The 17,139-nt window shown below is 71.4% G+C and carries 15 protein-coding genes; 5 read left to right on the top strand and 10 right to left on the bottom strand.

The window, feature by feature from the left end:
- The 7 genes from AC0KXF_RS01520 to lepA all read right to left on the bottom strand — a co-directional run bounded on the left by AC0KXF_RS01520 (nt 1) and on the right by lepA (nt 7,373).
- Nucleotides 1–351: an HIT domain-containing protein gene (locus AC0KXF_RS01520; RefSeq protein ID WP_473107516.1), complete on the bottom strand. Its 351-nt coding sequence runs from the start codon at nt 349–351 to the stop codon at nt 1–3.
- Between the two features lie 31 nt (nt 352–382).
- On the bottom strand, nt 383–1,150 hold the full coding sequence (locus tag AC0KXF_RS01525) for a 16S rRNA (uracil(1498)-N(3))-methyltransferase (RefSeq protein WP_473107517.1): 768 nt from the start codon (nt 1,148–1,150) through the stop codon (nt 383–385).
- A gap of 15 nt (nt 1,151–1,165) precedes the next feature.
- A complete protein-coding gene (dnaJ, locus tag AC0KXF_RS01530; RefSeq protein ID WP_473107518.1) occupies nt 1,166–2,263 on the bottom strand; it encodes a molecular chaperone DnaJ in 1,098 nt (365 codons plus the stop codon).
- 77 nt (nt 2,264–2,340) lie between these two features.
- Nucleotides 2,341–3,378, bottom strand: a complete 1,038-nt coding sequence (hrcA, locus tag AC0KXF_RS01535; protein WP_473107519.1) for a heat-inducible transcriptional repressor HrcA — start codon at nt 3,376–3,378, stop codon at nt 2,341–2,343.
- Nucleotides 3,379–3,509: 131 nt separating this feature from the next.
- Entirely contained in the window at nt 3,510–4,751 is a 1,242-nt protein-coding gene (gene hemW / locus AC0KXF_RS01540; protein WP_473107520.1) for a radical SAM family heme chaperone HemW, read from the bottom strand.
- Entirely contained in the window at nt 4,732–5,514 is a 783-nt protein-coding gene (locus tag AC0KXF_RS01545; RefSeq protein ID WP_473107521.1) for a DUF1990 family protein, read from the bottom strand. Before AC0KXF_RS01545 ends, hemW begins: the two co-directional genes overlap by 20 nt.
- A 5-nt stretch (nt 5,515–5,519) precedes the next feature.
- Nucleotides 5,520–7,373, bottom strand: a complete 1,854-nt coding sequence (gene lepA / locus AC0KXF_RS01550) for a translation elongation factor 4 (RefSeq protein ID WP_473107522.1) — start codon at nt 7,371–7,373, stop codon at nt 5,520–5,522.
- A 317-nt stretch (nt 7,374–7,690) separates the two neighbouring features.
- Here lepA and AC0KXF_RS01555 point away from each other — a divergent pair, with 317 nt between their 5' ends.
- From AC0KXF_RS01555 to rpsT, 5 genes are all read left to right on the top strand, one after another.
- Nucleotides 7,691–9,496, top strand: a complete 1,806-nt coding sequence (locus AC0KXF_RS01555) for an APC family permease (protein ID WP_473107885.1) — start codon at nt 7,691–7,693, stop codon at nt 9,494–9,496.
- Entirely contained in the window at nt 9,478–10,650 is a 1,173-nt protein-coding gene (locus AC0KXF_RS01560) for a sensor histidine kinase (RefSeq protein WP_473107523.1), read from the top strand. The genes AC0KXF_RS01555 and AC0KXF_RS01560 overlap by 19 nt, the downstream gene beginning before the upstream one ends.
- Nucleotides 10,647–11,351, top strand: coding sequence for a response regulator (locus tag AC0KXF_RS01565; protein WP_473107524.1), 705 nt, complete (start codon nt 10,647–10,649; stop codon nt 11,349–11,351). The genes AC0KXF_RS01560 and AC0KXF_RS01565 overlap by 4 nt, the downstream gene beginning before the upstream one ends.
- 51 nt (nt 11,352–11,402) lie before the next feature.
- Nucleotides 11,403–12,254, top strand: a complete 852-nt coding sequence (locus AC0KXF_RS01570; protein WP_473107525.1) for an MOSC domain-containing protein — start codon at nt 11,403–11,405, stop codon at nt 12,252–12,254.
- A gap of 107 nt (nt 12,255–12,361) precedes the next feature.
- Nucleotides 12,362–12,622, top strand: a complete 261-nt coding sequence (rpsT, locus tag AC0KXF_RS01575; protein WP_223044060.1) for a 30S ribosomal protein S20 — start codon at nt 12,362–12,364, stop codon at nt 12,620–12,622.
- 69 nt (nt 12,623–12,691) lie between these two features.
- Here the strand turns inward: rpsT and holA are convergent, their stop codons facing one another.
- From holA to AC0KXF_RS01590, 3 genes are read right to left on the bottom strand one after another with little or no spacing between them, the layout of a single operon-like run.
- Nucleotides 12,692–13,696 (bottom strand): DNA polymerase III subunit delta, encoded by a 1,005-nt coding sequence (holA, locus tag AC0KXF_RS01580; protein ID WP_473107526.1) that lies wholly within the window; start codon nt 13,694–13,696, stop codon nt 12,692–12,694.
- Nucleotides 13,697–13,705: 9 nt separating this feature from the next.
- On the bottom strand, nt 13,706–16,225 hold the full coding sequence (locus AC0KXF_RS01585; RefSeq protein WP_473107527.1) for a ComEC/Rec2 family competence protein: 2,520 nt from the start codon (nt 16,223–16,225) through the stop codon (nt 13,706–13,708).
- A complete protein-coding gene (locus tag AC0KXF_RS01590) occupies nt 16,222–17,058 on the bottom strand; it encodes a ComEA family DNA-binding protein (protein ID WP_473107528.1) in 837 nt (278 codons plus the stop codon). Before AC0KXF_RS01590 ends, AC0KXF_RS01585 begins: the two co-directional genes overlap by 4 nt.
- Between the last annotated feature and the right edge of the window lie 81 nt (nt 17,059–17,139).

Raw genomic sequence — 17,139 nt, forward strand, 5'->3', positions numbered from 1 at the left:
CTAGGCTCCAACGAGCGAACCCTCCCCGAGATCGCCCGCCAGCACGTGCGCGTGCACGTGGAACACGGTCTGACCCGCGCTCGGGCCGTTGTTGAAGATGATGCGGAACTCGCCGTTCGACCGCTCGTCTGCGAGGCGCTTCGCGACCGCGATCATCTCGGCGAGCAGCTCGGGATCGCCCGCCGCGAGTTCGGCGACGTTCTCGTACTCCGCGGTCTTCGGGATCACGAGGATGTGCATCGCCGCCTGAGGCGCGATATCGGGGAACGCGATGACGCGATCCGTCTCCGCGAGGATCTCGACGGGGATCTCGCCCGAGGCGATCTTGCCGAAAATCGTGTCCTGTGCCATGAGAAGCAGTCTACCGCCGCGGAGCCCGCGGCTACCAGCGCCCCAGCGCCGTGCCGAGCACGGCCAGCGCTGCCGGACCGGCCGAGGAGGTGCGCAGCACGGTGCTGCCGAGCACGAGCACGCTCGCCCCCGCGGCCTCGAGGGCGTCGAGCTCCTCATCGGCGAAGCCGCCCTCGGGGCCGACCACCAGCACGATCCGCTCGGCCAGCCGCGCCGCGTCGCCCGCGGCCCACTCCACGAGGCGGCGCCCGCCCCGCGGGTGCAGAGCGACGACCTCGGCGTCGGGGCGCGAGGCGAGCTCGCACAGATCGGAGAGGGTCGCGGGCTCGGCCACACCCGGCACGCGCGCCCTGAGCGACTGCTTCGAGGCCTCCCGCGCGATCCGCATCCACTTCGCAACGCCCTTCGCGGCCTTCTCGGCACCGCCGGCGCCGTCCCAGCGCGACACCGACCGCGCGGCCTGCCACGGCACGATGTCATCGACGCCGAACTCGGTGGCCTGCTCGACCGCGCGCTCGTCGCGGTCGCCCTTCGCGAGCGCCTGCACCAGCACCAGCCGCTGCGAAGGCGCGGGAACGCTCTCGACGCGATCGATCCGCACGGCGAAGCGATCCTTCGCCACATGCTCGGCGATCCCATCCCCGAGAGTTCCGGCGCCGTCACCGACCAGGATCCGCTCCCCCTGGCGCAGGCGGCTCACGCGCACCGCGTGGCGCGCCTCGTCGCCCGTCACCTCGACGAGGGCACCGGGGCGCAACTCACCGTCGGCGAGATCCTCGCGATAGTAGAGATTGGCCATCTGCGCCGCGCCCGCTCAGCCCTGCCGGAAGAAGCGGTCGCGCAGCTTGCCGAAGAAGCCCTGCTGGAATTCGCCCAGGTGCGGCGGATCGTCGCTGCGCAGCGACGCGAGCTGACGCACGAGATCCTGCTCGCGCTTCGACAGCTTGATCGGCGTGTTCACCTGCACCGCGATCTTGAGGTCGCCCCGGGTCGTACTGCGCAGCCCCTGGATGCCGCGCCCGCGCACCGTGATGACGTCGCCCGACTGCGTGCCGGCCACGACGTCCACATCGACCTCCCCGTCGAGGGCCTTCAGCTTCGCCGTGGTGCCGAGCACCGCATCGGTCATCGAGACCTGCATGGTGCACAGCAGGTCGTTGCCGTCCCGGCTGAACACGTCATGGTGCATCACCCGGAACTCGACGAACAGGTCGCCGTTCGGGCCGCCACCCGGGCCGACCTCGCCTCCGCCGCGCATCTGCAGGCGGGTGCCGGTGTCGATGCCCGAGGGGATGTCGATCGGGATCGTGCGGCGCTCGCGCACCCGGCCCTTGCCGCCGCACTCGACGCACGGGTGCTCGATCACGGTGCCGTAGCCCTGGCAGCTGCCGCAGGGGTGCATCGTGACGACGTTGCCGAACAGCGAGCGCACCTGGCGCTGCACCTGCCCCTGACCGCCGCAGACGTCGCACGTGACCGGGTGGGTGCCCGGCTGGCAACAGCTGCCCTGGCAGACCTCGCACAGCACCGCGGTGTTGACCGTGATGTCGCGCTGCGCCCCGAAGATCACCTCTTCGAGGGAGACATCGACGCGGATCATGGCATCGTCGCCGCGCTCGGAGCGGGAGCGCGGGCCGCGCTGCGCCCCGCCGAAGCCGCCCCCGAAGAACGTCTCGAAGATGTCGCCGAAGCCGGCGGCGCCGCCCTGGCCGCCGCCCATGTCGTAGCGCTGCCGCTGCTCGGGGTCGCTCAGCACGTCGTAGGCGTGGGTGACGTTCTTGAAGCGCTCCGCCGCATCCTCGCTCGGGTTCACGTCGGGGTGCAGCTCGCGCGCGAGCCGGCGATAGGCCTTCTTGATCTCTTCGGGCGTCGCCTCGCGCGACACACCGAGAGTCTCGTAGTGATCGGCCACGTTGTGCTCCTCAGGGGTGTTGTTCGGTGAGTTCGATGACTGGACGCGGCGGGGCGCATGACGCGCGCCCGCGGGAGTTACTGCTCCTCGCCCAGGAAGTGATTGAGATAGCGCGCCACCGCGCGCACCGCAGCGATGTTACCCGCGTAGTCCATGCGCATGGGCCCCAGCACGCCCAGCTTCGATACCGAGTCGGCCTCGCGCTCGTAGCTGGAGGCGATCACGGAGGTGGCCGCGAGGCCGTAGCGCGCGTTCTCCCGCCCGATCGAGGCCGAGACGTCGCGCCCGTCCTGCGCGAGCTCGCCGAACAGGCGCAGCAGGGCGACCTGCTCCTCGATCGCCTCGAGCACCGCGGGCAGCGACCCCGCGAACTCGCCGGGCCGGGAGAGATTGGCGGCGCCCGACACCGCGATGCGCTCGCTGCGGTTGGCCTGCAGCTGGCTCGACACGACCGAGAGCACCCGCCGCACCAGCTCGGTCTCGTCGGGCTGCGCCCACTCGGAGACGCGCTCGAGCAGGTCTGTCACCGCGGCGACCGCGGCCTCGACATCCGCGCCGACCGCTGTCTCCGAGATCCGCTGCTTCAGGCCGTGCACCCACGCCTCGGTAACCCGGGAGGCCGGCAGCCACGCCACCTGCTGCTCGACCACGCCACTGCCGAGGATGAGCACGCAGAGCACCCGATCCTCCCCGATCGCGACCAGGTCGATGTGGCGCACGACCGTGCGGCGCAGCGACGGGTACTGCGCGACCGCCACCTGGTTGGTGAGCTGCGCGAGCAGTCGGACCGTGCGCGCCATGACGTCGTCGAGGTCGCTCGACTCGCCGAGGAAGCGCTCGATGGCGGATCGCTGAGCGGCGCTCAACGGGCGGATCCTGGCGAGCGTGTCGACGTACAGACGGTAGCCCTTGTCCGTGGGCACCCGGCCCGAGGAGGTGTGTGTCTGAGCGATCAGCTCGTCCTCCTCGAGCAGCGCCATGTCGTTGCGGATCGTGGCTGCGGAGACCCCGAAGCTGTGCCGATCGACGATGGCCTTGGACCCCACGGGTTCGTTCGATGAGACGTAGTCGCTCACGATTGCGTGCAGCACCGCGAGGCTGCGCTCCGACACCATGCGACCGACCGTCCTTCCTGGCACTCGTCTCTTCAGAGTGCCAAGTCTACCGCAGCACCCTCGTAGGCGTCCGCAACGACGCACGCCGACAGCGAACCCCGGGCGGGCCCCGACGGCCCCGGGGACGCGGCTCACCCTCCGAGCAGGCGATGCACGACCGTGTCTGCGAGCAGGCGCCCGCGCAGGGTCGGGATCACGCGCGCGGGCCGCCCGGGAACCGCGATCGCGGCCCGCCCGTCGATGAGCCCGTCGGCGATGAGCTGCGGGATCGCGCGGCGCTCATCGGCCGACAGCACTTCCGCGGGCAGGCCCTCGGCGATCCGCGTCTCGAGCAGCACGCGCTCCTCGCGCCTCGCCTCCTCGCTCAGCGTCTCCCTCGCGTGCGCCGGCGAGATCCCCGCAGCGATGCGCTGCGCGTAGGCGCCCGGGTGCTTCACGTTCCACCACCGCACTCCGCCGACGTGGCTGTGAGCGCCGGGACCGGCGGCCCACCAGTCCTCGCCCGTCCAGTACGCGAGGTTGTGCCCGGAGCGGGTCTCGGGGGTGCGCGACCAGTTGCTGATCTCGTACCACGAGAACCCCGCGGCCGAGAAGCGCGCGTCGGCGAGCTCGTACATATCGGCGTGCAGGTCCTCGTCGGGCTCGGGCACCTCGCCGCGGCGGATCTGCGCTGCGAGCTTCGTGCCCTGCTCGACGATCAGCGCGTATGCGGAGATGTGGTCCGGATCCGTGGCGAGCGCGGCATCGATCGAGCACTCCCAATCGGCGAGCGACTCCCCCGGTGTGCCGTAGATGAGGTCGACGCTCACCTGCAGCCCGGCCTCCCGCGCCCATCGGGTGACGAGCGGAACGCGCTCGGGCGTGTGCGTGCGATCGAGCGTCGCGAGCACGTGGGGCACCGCCGACTGCATGCCGAAGCTCACCCGGGTGAACCCGGCCGCCGCGAGTTCAGCGAGGTACGCCTCGTCGACCGAGTCGGGGTTCGCCTCGGTCGTCACCTCCGCTCCCGGGGCCAGCCCCCACTCGTCGCGGATCCGGCCGAGCATGTCGGCCAGGTCGCGCGCGGGCAGCAGCGTGGGCGTGCCGCCCCCGAAGAAGACGGTCGACACCCGGCGATCCGGCACTCCGGCGCACCGCAGCACCTCGGCGCCGAAGCTCAGCTCGTGCTGCACCTGCCCCGCGTAGTCGTCGCGCCGAGTGCCGCCGAGCTCGCTGGCCGTGTAGGTGTTGAAGTCGCAGTAGCCGCAGCGCACCCGGCAGTAGGGTACGTGCACGTATACCCCGAAGCGGCGCCCGGAGGCGCCGTCGGCGACGCTCGGGGGCAGGGATCCGTCAGCGGGAGCCGGATCGCCCTCAGGCAGAATGCTCGGCATCTTCGCCGGTGTCGGTGGTGGCGTCGATGGTTCCGGAGTCGGCGTCGTCGGCCTGCGCCGCTTCGGGCGAGGCGATGCCCGGCGAGGCGGTCCCGGGCGGGACGGTGCCGGCGACAGCACCGGGCGCGAGCGCAGCGAGCTGCGTCTTCACCGCGTCGAGAGCGGTGCGCAGATCGGAGCGGGCCTTCAGCCCGAGCAGGCCTCCCTTGGGCGCCGAGAGGAAGCCCCGGGCCACGGCCCAGACCGTGTCGTCCTCTCGGTGCTCGATGACGAAGAGCTGCTCGCCCACGGCCCCGGCCTCGTCGCGCGTGCCCCACGCGAAGCCCGCTCGGCGCTCCTCGTCGACCGTGTAGATGATGAGCACGCTCCGGGGATCCTGCCCCTCCGCGTGCAGCGTCGCAGTGGTGCCGGCCACGAGGTAGGGCTCGCCCTCGGGGCCGAAGTGCTCCTCGACCTCGCCGGCGGCCTGCGGCTGCCCGTCCTCGCCGAAGCTCACGCCCGAGTAGTGCTCGCCCGAGCCCCGCACCACGTCCTCGACGCGCACGCCGCTGCCGCGCTGCGCCCCCCAGGTCATCAGCAGGCTCGACGCCAGCAGGAAGCGATCCTGGCCGCTGCCGAGTCGCAGCTCCTCTTCGTACGGGGTGCTGCCCTCGGGCGGGAAGCGCAGCAGGTCAGGCGACTTCGACGCACCGACCGCGGCGTAGGCGACGGGCATCTCGACGTGGCTGCTGCGCCTGGTGGGCTGGTTCTTGTCCTTGCTCATCGCGCTCACTTCTTCGCGGCTTCCTTACCCTCCACGTCGCCCGAGAGCGCGGCGATGAAGGCCTCCTGGGGCACCTCGACGCGGCCGACCATCTTCATGCGCTTCTTGCCCTCCTTCTGCTTCTCGAGCAGCTTGCGCTTGCGGCTGATGTCGCCGCCGTAGCACTTGGCGAGCACGTCCTTGCGGATCGCGCGGATGTTCTCGCGGGCGATGACGCGCGCGCCGATGGCGGCCTGGATCGGTACCTCGAACTGCTGGCGCGGGATCAGCTTGCGCAGCCGCTCGGTCATCATCGTGCCGTAGTGGTACGCGTTGTCGCGGTGCACGATCGCGCTGAACGCGTCGACCTTGTCGCCCTGCAGCAGGATGTCGACCTTCACGAGCTCGGCCTCCTGATCCCCCATCGGCTCGTAGTCGAGGCTGGCGTAGCCCTGGGTGCGGCTCTTCAGGTGGTCGAAGAAGTCGAACACGATCTCGCCGAGCGGCATGCTGTAGCGCAGCTCCACCCGCTCGCCGAGGTACTCCATGCCGAGCAGGCTGCCGCGGCGGCTCTGGCAGAGCTCCATGATGGCGCCGACGTAGTCTTTGGGGGCGAGGATCGCCGTCTTCACGACCGGCTCGCGCACGCTCGAGATCTTGCCGTCCGGGTACTCCGACGGGTTGGTGACGGTGACCGTCTTGCCGTCGTCGGTCGTGACCTCGTAGATCACGCTGGGCGCGGTCGCGATGAGGTCGAGGTCGAACTCGCGGCGCAGGCGCTCGGAGATGATCTCGAGGTGCAGCAGGCCGAGGAAGCCGCAGCGGAAACCGAAGCCGAGCGCCACCGAGGTCTCGGGTTCGTACTGGAGCGCCGCGTCGGAGAGCTTGAGCTTGTCGAGTGCGTCGCGCAGGATCGGGTAGTCGCTGCCGTCGAGCGGGTACAGACCCGAGAACACCATCGGCTTCGGGTCGGTGTAGCCGGGCAGCGGATCCTGCGCGGGCTTCAGCTTGGTGGTGACGGTGTCGCCGACCTTCGACTGGCGCACGTCCTTCACGCCGGTGATGAGGTAGCCCACCTCGCCGACGGCGAGTCCCTTCGTCGGCATGGGCCCGGGTGACGAGACGCCGATCTCGAGCGCCTCGTGCTCGGCCTTCGTCGACATCATGAGGATCTTCTCGCGCGGGGTCAGCCGCCCGTCGACCATGCGCACGTAGGTGACGACGCCGCGGTACGGATCGTAGACGGAGTCGAAGATCATGGCGCGCGCGGGGGCGTCGATCTCGCCCACGGGTGCGGGGATCCGCTCGACCACGCGATCCAGCAGCTCCTCGACGCCCGCGCCCGTCTTGCCCGACACCTTCAGGATGTCGTCGGGATCCCCGCCGATGAGATCGGCGATCTCGCCGGCCACCCGCTCGGGGTCGGCCGCGGGCAGGTCGATCTTGTTGAGCACCGGGATGATCTCGAGGTCGTTCTCCATCGCCAGGTACAGGTTGGCGAGGGTCTGCGCCTCGATCCCCTGTGCCGCGTCGACCAGCAGGATCGCGCCCTCGCACGCGGCGAGCGAGCGCGAGACCTCGTAGCTGAAGTCCACGTGGCCCGGCGTGTCGATCATGTTGAGGGCGTAGTCGACGCCGCCCTGCGCCCAGTGCATCCGCACGGCCTGCGACTTGATCGTGATGCCGCGCTCGCGCTCGATGTCCATGTTGTCGAGGTACTGCGCGCGCATGTCTCGGTCGGAGACGGTGCCGGTGATGCCCAGCATGCGATCGGCAAGGGTCGACTTGCCGTGGTCGATGTGCGCGATGATGCAGAAATTGCGGATCTTCGCGGGGTCGGTCGATGCCGGCACTGGGGGGTTCACGCTGCGAGGAGACATTGCCCGCCATTATCCCACAGCGGCGGCGCCCTCCCCTGCGAGCGCTGCTCCCGATGCACCCGGGCCGTATGGAAATCGTGAGGATCGCCCCGAGAGCCGGTGCGCAGCGCTTGTATGGAGGGGTGAAGCACACATCGACGGTCTCGTCACTCGAGAGAACTCCGAGCACCGACCGGGCCTCCGAGCAGGCTCCGGAGCCGCGGCGCGGTCGGGCCCTGGGCCGCTGGCTGCTCGCCGACACCGCGGAGTCGCCGGGGCGCCAGACCGGGCCGCACGGACGCCCGGAGGGCCGGCGCCGGGCGCACTGGCTGCGCGTGATGTGCCTCACCGGCGTCGACTACTTCTCCACGCTCGGCTACCAGCCGGCGATCGCGGCTCTCGCGGCGGGGGCCGTGGCGCCCATCGCGACCATCGTGCTGGTCGCGGTCACCCTGCTCTGCGCCCTGCCCATCTACCGCAGGGTGGCGCAGGAGAGCCCGCACGGTACCGGCTCCATCTCGATCTTGGCGAAGCTGCTCCCCCGCTGGCGCGGCAAGCTCGCCGTGCTCGTGCTGCTCGGCTTCGCGGCCACCGACTTCATCATCACGATCACGCTCTCGACCGCCGACGCGACCGCGCACCTCATCGAGAACCCCTTCGCGCCCGAGCCGCTGCACGGGCAGAACGTGATCGTCACGCTCGTGCTGCTCGCGGCGCTCGGCGGCGTCTTCCTGCGCGGGTTCCGCGAGGCGATCCGGCTCGCGACCGTGCTCGTCGCGGCGTTCCTGACCCTCAACCTCGTCGTGCTCGCGGTCGCCGTCGCGCACCTCGTCGAGAGTCCCGTCGCGCTCGGCGACTGGTGGGGCGCGCTGACCACGCAGCACGGCGACCCCCTGCTCGTCATCGCGGTCGCGCTCATCGTGTTCCCGAAGCTCGCGCTCGGCCTGTCCGGCTTCGAGACCGGCGTCGCGGTGATGCCGCAGATCCGGGGCGATGAGGGCGACACGGAGGAGCGGCCCGTCGGCCGCATCAGGGGCGCACGCAGGCTCCTCACCACCTCGGCCCTCATCATGAGCGGCTTCCTGATCACCTCGTCGATCGCCACCGTGGCGCTCATCCCCGCCGGAGAGTTCGAGGCGGGCGGATCCGCGAACGGCCGCGCCCTCGCCTATCTCGCGCACGCCTACCTCGGCGAGGGCTTCGGCACGGCCTACGACCTGATCACCATCGCCATCCTCTGGTTCGCCGGCGCCTCGGCCATGGCCGGTCTGCTGAACCTCGTGCCGCGCTACCTGCCCCACTACGGGATGGCGCCCGCGTGGACGAGGGCGACCCGCCCCCTCGTGCTGGTCTTCACCGGCATCGCCTTCCTGATCACCGTCCTGTTCCAGGCGGACGTGAACGCGCAGGGCGGCGCCTACGCGACGGGTGTGCTGGTGCTCATCACCTCCGCCGCGATCGCGGTCACCCTCGTCGCGCGACGCCGGCGCCAGCGCCGGGCCGCCATCGGGTTCGGGATCGCGACCGCGGTGTTCCTGTACACGACGATCGCGAACATCATCGAGCGTCCCGACGGCATCAAGATCGCGGCCTGCTTCATCGTCGGCATCGTCGTCGTGAGCTTCGTATCCCGCGTGGCACGCTCCACCGAGCTGCGCGCCACCTCGGTGCGACTCGACGCGGCCGCGGCCGCCATGGTCGAAGCGCGATCGGATCGTGTGCTCCGGCTCATCGCGCACACTCCGAACGACGTGAGCGCCGAGCGCTACCGCGCCAAGCTGAAGCACGCGCGGGTCGCGCACGATCTCCCCGACGACGACGTGCTGTTCATCGAGATCGAGGTGTACGACAGCTCGGACTTCGAAGACGAGCTGGTCGTGCACGGGGTCGAGCGGCACGGGTTCCGCATCCTCACCGCGCGGGGCAGCACCGTGGCGAACGGGATCGCCGCCATCGCGCTGCACCTGCGCCGCGAGGTCGACTGCACCCCTCACGTCTACTTCCGCTGGACCGAGGGCCACCCGCTGCACCACCTCATCAGATTCCTGTTCCTCGGCGACGGCGAGATCGCCCCGATGACACGCGAGGTGATCAGGGAGGCCGAGCCGGATCAGAGGCGAAGGCCATGGGTGCACGCCGCCTGATCCTGCGCGCCGCGCCGCGACGGCATACGCTTGTTGCGACCGATGAGAGCGAGGACGAGATGAGCGAGCAGCGCGGTCTGAGCCTGGCCCGCCAGCTCTCGGGGTTCGCCCTCGCGCTCGCGGGCGGGCTGCTGCTGCTCGTCCCCCTCCGCTCGCTGCACGGGGCTGAGACCACGGCGCTCGAGGTGCTCAGCTACCAGCTGCTCGTCGTCGCCGTCGCCCTGCTCGGGGGTATCTGGCCGGCGCTCTTCGCGGCCCTCTTCTCCGGTGTCGTAATCGATCTCACGTTCATCGTGCCCTACCGCGAGATCACGATCGCCGACCCGATCCACGTGCTCGTGCTGCTGCTGCACATCGCGATCGCGGTGCTCGTCAGTATCGTGGTCGGCCGCAACGCGCGCACGCGCCGCCGCCTCGCGGTGACCGTCGACGAGTTCGAGACGGTCACCGACTCGGATCGCCTGCGCGGCGCGCTGCTGTCCGCGCTGAGCCATGACCTGCGCAGACCGCTCGCCGCCGCCTCCGCCTCGGTGGGCGGGCTGCGCGCCGCGGGCTCGGAGCTCTCGGAAGAGGATCGTCGGGCGCTGCTCGAGACGGCCGATGAGAGCCTCGCCGCGCTCGGCGCACTCGTCACCGATCTGCTCGACGCGAGTCGGCTCCAGGCGGGCGTGATCTCCGTCGCCGAGATCGCCACGGATCCCGCGGAGGCGATCCTGCCCGCGCTCGATGAGCTGCAACTCGGCTCGAGCGATGTCGAGCTGGCACTCGATCACGGCGATGCCGAGCTGATCTGCGACCCGGCGCTGCTGCAGCGCACGCTCGTGAACCTGCTCACCAACGCGGTTCGCCACTCGCCGGCCGGGGCTGCGGTGCGCGTCGAGACCGCGGTCACCGGCGACCGGCTCGAGATCCGCGTCGTGGATCACGGCCCCGGCATCCCCGAGCACCGCCGCGACGAGGTGTTCATGCCGTTCCAGCGTCTCGGCGACACCGACAACACCACGGGCCTGGGGCTCGGCCTCGCGCTCGCCCGCGGTTTCGTCGAGGCGATGCGCGGCGAGCTCCGCCCCGAGCAGACACCCGGCACCGGTCTCACGATGGTGGTATCGCTGCCGGCCGCGACCCCGCCGTCCCACGAGAGGGTGACACCGTGAAGATCCTCATCGCCGACGACGACCCGCGGCTGCTCCGTGCGCTGCGCATCACCCTCACCGCGAAGGGGTACGAGGTGCTCACCGCCGCCGACGGCTCGGAGACCGTGTCGATGGTCGCGGATCGGCGACCCGACCTCCTGCTGCTCGATCTCGGCATGCCCCGGCTCGAAGGGGTCGACGTGATCCGTGCGATCCGCGGGTGGTCGGAGATGCCCGTGCTGGTCGTGTCGGGGCGCGCCGGATCCTCGGACAAGGTCGAGGCGCTCGACGCGGGCGCCGACGACTACGTCGTCAAACCCTTCTCGATCGAGGAGCTGCTCGCCAGGATCCGTGCCCTCACACGCCGACAGCCCGGGCACGAAGCGGTGCAGGAGGCCCCCGCGGCGCGACTGGGCACCGTCACCGTCGATCTCGCGGCGCACACGGTCGTCGACACCGCGGGCGACGAGGAGCGCCGGATCCGACTCACACCGACGGAGTGGCTGATCATCGAGCTGCTGATCCGCAACGCGGGCAGGCTCGTGACGCGGCAGATGCTGCTCACCCGCATCTGGGGCGCCGAACCCGCCAGGGACACGGGGTACCTGCGCCTATACCTCGCGCAGCTGCGGAAGAAGCTGGAGCCCGATCCCTCGCATCCCCGGTACCTGCTGACCGAGCCGGGCATGGGCTATCGGCTGCAGCTCGACGACTCGCGGTAGCGAGAGCATTTGGTTGCGCGAATCGCGCGGCCTCCTGGGAGAATCGGATCCATGCCCCGCGTCGTCGCCCTCTACCGCTACCCCGTGAAGGGGTTCACCCCGGAAGCCGTGGATGCCCTCACCGTGCAGCCCGACGGTCGCGTCGCCGGAGATCGCGTGCTGGCCTTCCGCTTCGCCGACGCCGTCTCCCCCGAGCAGCGCGACGGCCTCGACTACTGGCCCAAGGCGAAGGGGCTGGCGCTGCAGGACTTTCCTTCACTCGCCGCTCTGCGCCTACGGTACGACGAGAACGCCCTGCGCGTGCGCATCCTGCACGGCGCGGAGGTGCTGGCCGACGAGGGGCTCGATCCGGAGGGCCGCCGAGCGCTCGTCGATTCGGTCACCGCTTTCGTGCTCGATTCCGCGGAGGGGGCGCGACTGCGCCGACCCGGCAGACTCCCCCTCGAACTGGTCGGGGACGGTGTGCGATCCCGCTTCCAGGATCGCCCGCGCGGCTACGTCTCGATCCACAGCCGCGCGAGCGTCGCCGATCTGAGCACGGCGCTCGAGGCGCCCGGAGCGCCCGTCGACGACCGCAGGTTCCGATCCAACATCGTCATCGACGGCGTCGAGGCTTGGGAGGAGCTCACCTGGAGCGGGACGGTGCGCATCGGCGGCATCGTGTTCCGCACCGAGGGGCCCATCGTGCGGTGCCTCGCGACCCACGCGAACCCCGATAGCGGCGTGCGCGACGCGCGGATCCTCACAACGCTCACGCAGCGCCTCGGGCAGAGCGAGCCGACGCTCGGCAGGCTGCTCCTCCCGGCCTCGCACGAGGGGCTTCCCGGCACTGTCCGCGTGGGCGACGAGGTCATCCCGGAGTCGACCGTGTCGGTCTCGCCCGTTCGAGCCCGACTCTGCTAAACTCGACTCTTGGCTTGCGTGTGGTCAAATCCACACAGTCCGCGAGGTGCCCTCTCTCACCGAGCGGAACAACCCGTCAGTTCTTATCTAGAAGGAGACCACTCACAGTGGCAAACATCAAGTCGCAGATCAAGCGCATCAAGACCAACCGCAAGGCGACCGAGCGCAACAAGGCCTACAAGAGCGAGCTCCGCACCCTCGTGCGCGCCACTCGCGAGGCCATCGCCGCGGGCGACAAGGCCGCGGCCGAGCAGAAGCTCGCCGTCGCCAGCAAGAAGCTCGACAAGGCCGTCTCGAAGGGTGTCATCCACAAGAACCAGGCCGCGAACCGCAAGTCGAAGCTTGCGACGAAGGTCGCCGCGCTCTAAGCGACTCGCACCCCGCAGTTTCACGAAAGGCCCCGCTCCGGCGGGGCCTTTCGTGTTGCATCCCGCTGGTCACCGCCCGCGCTTCGCCACGAACAGCAGGTACTTCTCGAGCGCGTACTCGGGATCGCGGCTGCCTCCCTTGAGCAGCCACTCGGTCTCGGCGGCGAGGTCGATGCACCTCGCGAGGTCCTCCTCGCGCCAGCCCCGCACCTCGCGCAGCGCCCGATCCACCTGCCAGGGCGCCATGCCGAGGTCCTTGGCGAGCTGCCCGCTCGAACCGACCGCACCGTAGACGCGGGCCATCGCGCGCACCTTCATATTGAGCGCGGCGAGCATGGGGATCGGATCGGTGCCGGTCGAGAGCGCCTGGCGCAGCAGCACAAGCGCCTCGGCGCCCCGACCGGCGGTCGCCGCATCCGCGACCTTGAACGCGTTGGTCTCGACCCGCCCCTCGGTGGCGCGGGTCACCTCCTCTTCGGTGAGGCGCGCACCCGCGTCGGATACGAGCTGCGCGCAGGCGCCCGCGAGCTCGCCGATGCCCCCGGAATAAGCCGCGACCATCATGCGCAGGGCGCCGGGGGTGATCTGCGCGCCCAGTCGACGGAACTCGGCCTGGGCGAAGGCCAGGCGATCCTGATCCTTCTTCACCTCGGCGCAGACGACCTCGACGCCGCCCGCGCCGCCGCGCACCAGGTCGAGTAGCGCCTTGCCCCGCTGCCCGCCCGCGTGCCGCAGTACGAGCGTGGTGTCGTCGGCGGGCTCGGCGACGTAGCGCTTCGCGTCCTCGAGAAAGGCGTCGGAGCACTTCTCGACGCCCTCGACCCGGATGAGCCTCGGCTCGGCGAACAGCGAGGGACTCGCGATGGTGAAGAGCTCGCCCGCGGTGTACGAGGCGGCGTCGACGTCGTGCACCTCGAGATCGCTGTGCGCTTCGAGCAGCGCGGCGCGGATCGCCTGACCGGCGCGGTCGGCGAGAAAGGTCTCGGGCCCGCTGATCAGCACGACCGGCTCGGGGCGAGCGTCGGTCCAGTCGATCTGCGGGATCTTGCTCTTCGAGCCTCTTGCTGCTGCCACCCTTCAACCCTAGTCGTCACGGCCGACGGGGACGGCGCGCTCGGCCCAGACCCGGAGCGCACCCGGCGTACCGCTGACGGCGAGTGAGCCGTGGCGATCAGTGCGCAGGGTGCGGGTTCCCGCTCGCTCGAACGCCGCCACCGTGTCCATCGCGGGGTGACCGTAGCTGTTGTCTGCGCCGACCGAGATGAGCGCGAGTTCCGCCCCGGCAGCGCCCGCGAGGGCGTGATCCTGGTCGCGGCTGCCGTGATGCGCCACCTTCACCACCCCCGCCGAGAGGTCGACGCCGCCCGCCCGGAGCACCCGCTGCTCGTCCTCTCCCGTGTCGGCCAGCAGCAGCGCCGTGACGCCCCCGGCCCGCACCCGGAGCACGAGGCTCGCGGCGTTCGTGTCGGCGGGCACGCTGCCGGCCCGGGGAGCGAGCACCTCGTACGCGAGCCCGTCGTTCCCGCCGCGCTGCCCCGCAGCCCCGACCCGATACGGAACGCCGGCATCGCGAAGCTGTGCGAGCACGGGTCTGTCGGAACCGTCCGCTCGGTTCTCGGGGGCCACGAGCGCGGCGTCGGCGAGATCGAGCACCTCGCCCAGCGCGCCCACGTGGTCGCGGTCGTCGTGCGTGAGCACGAGCAGGGCGAGGCGTCGCACGCCGAAGCGATCGAGGCACGTGCGCAGCGACTCCGGGTCGTCGCCGGTGTCGACCAGCATGACCCCCTCAGGGCTGGAGGGATCTCGCAGCAGCACGGCGTCCCCCTGGCCGACATCGCAGGCGACGATGCTCCAATCGTCCGGCGTTCCAATCCTGTCGACCGCGGGCGCGATGAGCACCGGCCCGGTGAAGGCGCCGGCCGACGCGCAGAGCAGGCCGGCGACGAGTGCGCGGCCCCGCACCGAGAGCCTGCGCGTCCCCGCCCAGGGAACCCGGCCCGCCTCGCGGTCCTCGGGCAGGCGGACTCTGCGGCTCGCGAGCGCCCCAGCGACGAGCACGGCCGACTCGACTGCCGCGAGCAGCAGTGCGCCCGGCCACCCTTCGGGCCAGGGCCAGGTCGATAACGGGAGCCGCGCCGCGACCTCGGCGGTGGCCGAGATCCAGCGCGCCGGGAGGCCGGCGAGCATCACCGCGCACTCCCCCGCGGCGGCCGAGAACGGCAGGATCACGAGCGCGAGCAGACCGAGGCCCGTGCCGATCGGTGCGGCCGGGCCGGCGACCACGTTGGCGAGTACGCCGACCGCGGGAATTCCCGGCTGCAGGAACAGCAGCAGCGGGCCGCAGGCGAGCTGCGCCGACAGCGCGACGGCGACCGGGAGCACGGCCCAGCGCGGCACCGGGAGCACACGACGGAACAGGCGTTCGATCTCGGGCACGAGCAGCAGGATCCCCGCGGTCGCAGCCACCGAGAGCGCGAAACCGGGCTGCAGAGCCTGCCAGGGGTCCGCGAGCAGCATCACGAGCATCGCCGCGCCGAGGGCCGGAAGCGAGACGGCCCGTTTGCCGCCGAACGCGGAGGCCAGTACGACGACGGCCATCAGGGCGGCTCGCTGCACGCTGGCATCGGGCCCGACCACCAGCACGAACCCGGTCAGCATGGCTGCGGCGAGGAGGATCCTCGCTCGCCGCCCGGCCCCGAGACGGCCCGCGCACCAGATCGCCGCGCCGGTCACGAGCGCGCAGTTCGCCCCGGAGACCGCCACGAGGTGCGTGAGCGAGCTCTGCTGCATGCGCAGCTGCACCTGTTCGCCGACGAGCGAGGTGTCCCCCACCGCGAGGCCGGGCACGAGTGCCGCGTGCGGCGTCGCCGCCGCCGCGTCGCGCAGGTGCGCGCGCAAGCGGGCGGCGATGCCGCCGGTGACGTCGACGGCGCGCTCGATCAGGCTCTCGGGCGCCTGGCGCCCCACCTGCGTCACCCCGATTCCGTACGCGGCCGCGGACCCGGGCTCCAGCAGCACCGGCTCGCCGCGTACCGTCAACCGCGCACCGGGCGCCCAATCCGCGGCGCGCGGTTGCTCGTCGAGCCAGAGCACCACGGGCACCGCTCCAGCTTCACCCCGCGCCTCGGACTGCACCCAGCTGCGCGCCCCTCCGAAGGCCGACACCTGAGCCTTCGGAAACCCGCGCAGCACCACCTCCAGGTCCAGCGCGCGACGCTCGTCTGCGGCCTGCGCGAGCGCCGGGTCGGCGCGCACCCGCTCCCCCGAGTCGATGACGGTGCCGAGCAGCACGAGCGTCGCGAGCACCACCGCGCCGTGCCGAAGGACCGAGCAAGCCGCGGTTCCCACGGCTACCGCGCCGGCGGTTCCGCTGTCCCTCCTGCGGGCCGCGACGAGCGCGATGGCGATCGCGCACACTCCCGCGCCGCCAGCGGCCAACGCGAGGATCCGACCGCTGCCCGGATGGGACACGCCGAAGGCGGCGCAGGCCCACACCGCCAGGGCGGGCCCGAACAGGCGCCAGGTGCCGGGCGGCGAACGCGCGCGCCAGGCTGCGCCGGCCCCAGCCGCGCGTACCGCCTGCTCCCGCTCACGACCGCTCATACGCGCACCAGATCGCGGAAGCCCTCGAGAGTCTTCGAACCGATCCCAGGCACCTCGAGCAGCTGCTCCACCGAATCGAATCGGCCGTTGGCGGTGCGCCACTCGATGATGCGCTGCGCGAGCGCCGGACCGACCCGCGGCAGCGTCTCCAGCGCCGCTGTGTCGGCCGTGTTGAGGTCCAGTGGGCCAGTCGCCGCCGCGCCCGCGGCGGTACCGGATCCGGCACCGGCACCCGTCCCCAGCCCTGGGCCGGCCGGCACCCCTGCATGCGCCTGCTCGGCGTCGGGCACGAGGATCTGCTCGCCGTCGACGACGACCCGGGCGAGATTGACCGCGGAGAGCATCGCCGCATCAGTGGCGCCCCCGGCCGCCTCGATGGCCTCGGCCACTCGGGTGCCGCCGTCGACCTCGACCACGCCGGGGCGCACGACCTCGCCCACCACGTGCACGTAGACGGACGAATCACTCGCATCGGCTCCCGGCGACGACACGGCCGCCGACATGCCCGGCTCCTCGACGACCGGTTCTCGGGTGCCCTCCCCCGCGAGCAGTTCCGCGCCTCCCGCGTCGGGTCGCAGCACCACCGCGAGGATCGCGATCAGCACCGCGAGCACGAACACGGCGGTACCCGCGAGCAGCGGTACCGCGACCGCGCGACTCAGCCGCCGCCGCACGTCGGCGCGTTCCTCCTGCTCGAGCACTGGAGGAGACGCCGACCCTTTGCCCGCGGGCGGTTGCTCACGCCACCGCCCGCGCTCCAGCACGGCCTCCGGGCTCCACCGTCTGGCGCTTCGCGCCGGGCGCCCGGTCTCGCTCTGCTCTACGTGGCTCATGGAGCAACGCTAAGCCGCGTGGAGCACCCCCGAAGCCCAGATAACGGAATCTGTGGAGAAGTCGGCCGCTAAGCCTGAAAC

It is taken from the genome of Leucobacter holotrichiae, assembly GCF_055791005.1.

What these genes read in the sequence shown, in the direction of transcription:
- AC0KXF_RS01560 (WP_473107523.1), top strand. Translation starts at nt 9,478, where the DNA reads ATGGGTGCACGCCGCCTGATCCTGCGCGCCGCGCCGCGACGGCATACG.
- AC0KXF_RS01525 (WP_473107517.1), bottom strand. Translation starts at nt 1,150, where the DNA reads ATGGCCAATCTCTACTATCGCGAGGATCTCGCCGACGGTGAGTTGCGC.
- lepA (WP_473107522.1), bottom strand. Translation starts at nt 7,373, where the DNA reads ATGTCTCCTCGCAGCGTGAACCCCCCAGTGCCGGCATCGACCGACCCC.
- hrcA (WP_473107519.1), bottom strand. Translation starts at nt 3,378, where the DNA reads ATGGTGTCGGAGCGCAGCCTCGCGGTGCTGCACGCAATCGTGAGCGAC.
- AC0KXF_RS01520 (WP_473107516.1), bottom strand. Translation starts at nt 351, where the DNA reads ATGGCACAGGACACGATTTTCGGCAAGATCGCCTCGGGCGAGATCCCC.
- hemW (WP_473107520.1), bottom strand. Translation starts at nt 4,751, where the DNA reads ATGCCGAGCATTCTGCCTGAGGGCGATCCGGCTCCCGCTGACGGATCC.
- AC0KXF_RS01585 (WP_473107527.1), bottom strand. Translation starts at nt 16,225, where the DNA reads ATGAGCGGTCGTGAGCGGGAGCAGGCGGTACGCGCGGCTGGGGCCGGC.
- AC0KXF_RS01590 (WP_473107528.1), bottom strand. Translation starts at nt 17,058, where the DNA reads ATGAGCCACGTAGAGCAGAGCGAGACCGGGCGCCCGGCGCGAAGCGCC.
- AC0KXF_RS01570 (WP_473107525.1), top strand. Translation starts at nt 11,403, where the DNA reads ATGCCCCGCGTCGTCGCCCTCTACCGCTACCCCGTGAAGGGGTTCACC.
- AC0KXF_RS01545 (WP_473107521.1), bottom strand. Translation starts at nt 5,514, where the DNA reads ATGAGCAAGGACAAGAACCAGCCCACCAGGCGCAGCAGCCACGTCGAG.
- AC0KXF_RS01555 (WP_473107885.1), top strand. Translation starts at nt 7,691, where the DNA reads ATGTGCCTCACCGGCGTCGACTACTTCTCCACGCTCGGCTACCAGCCG.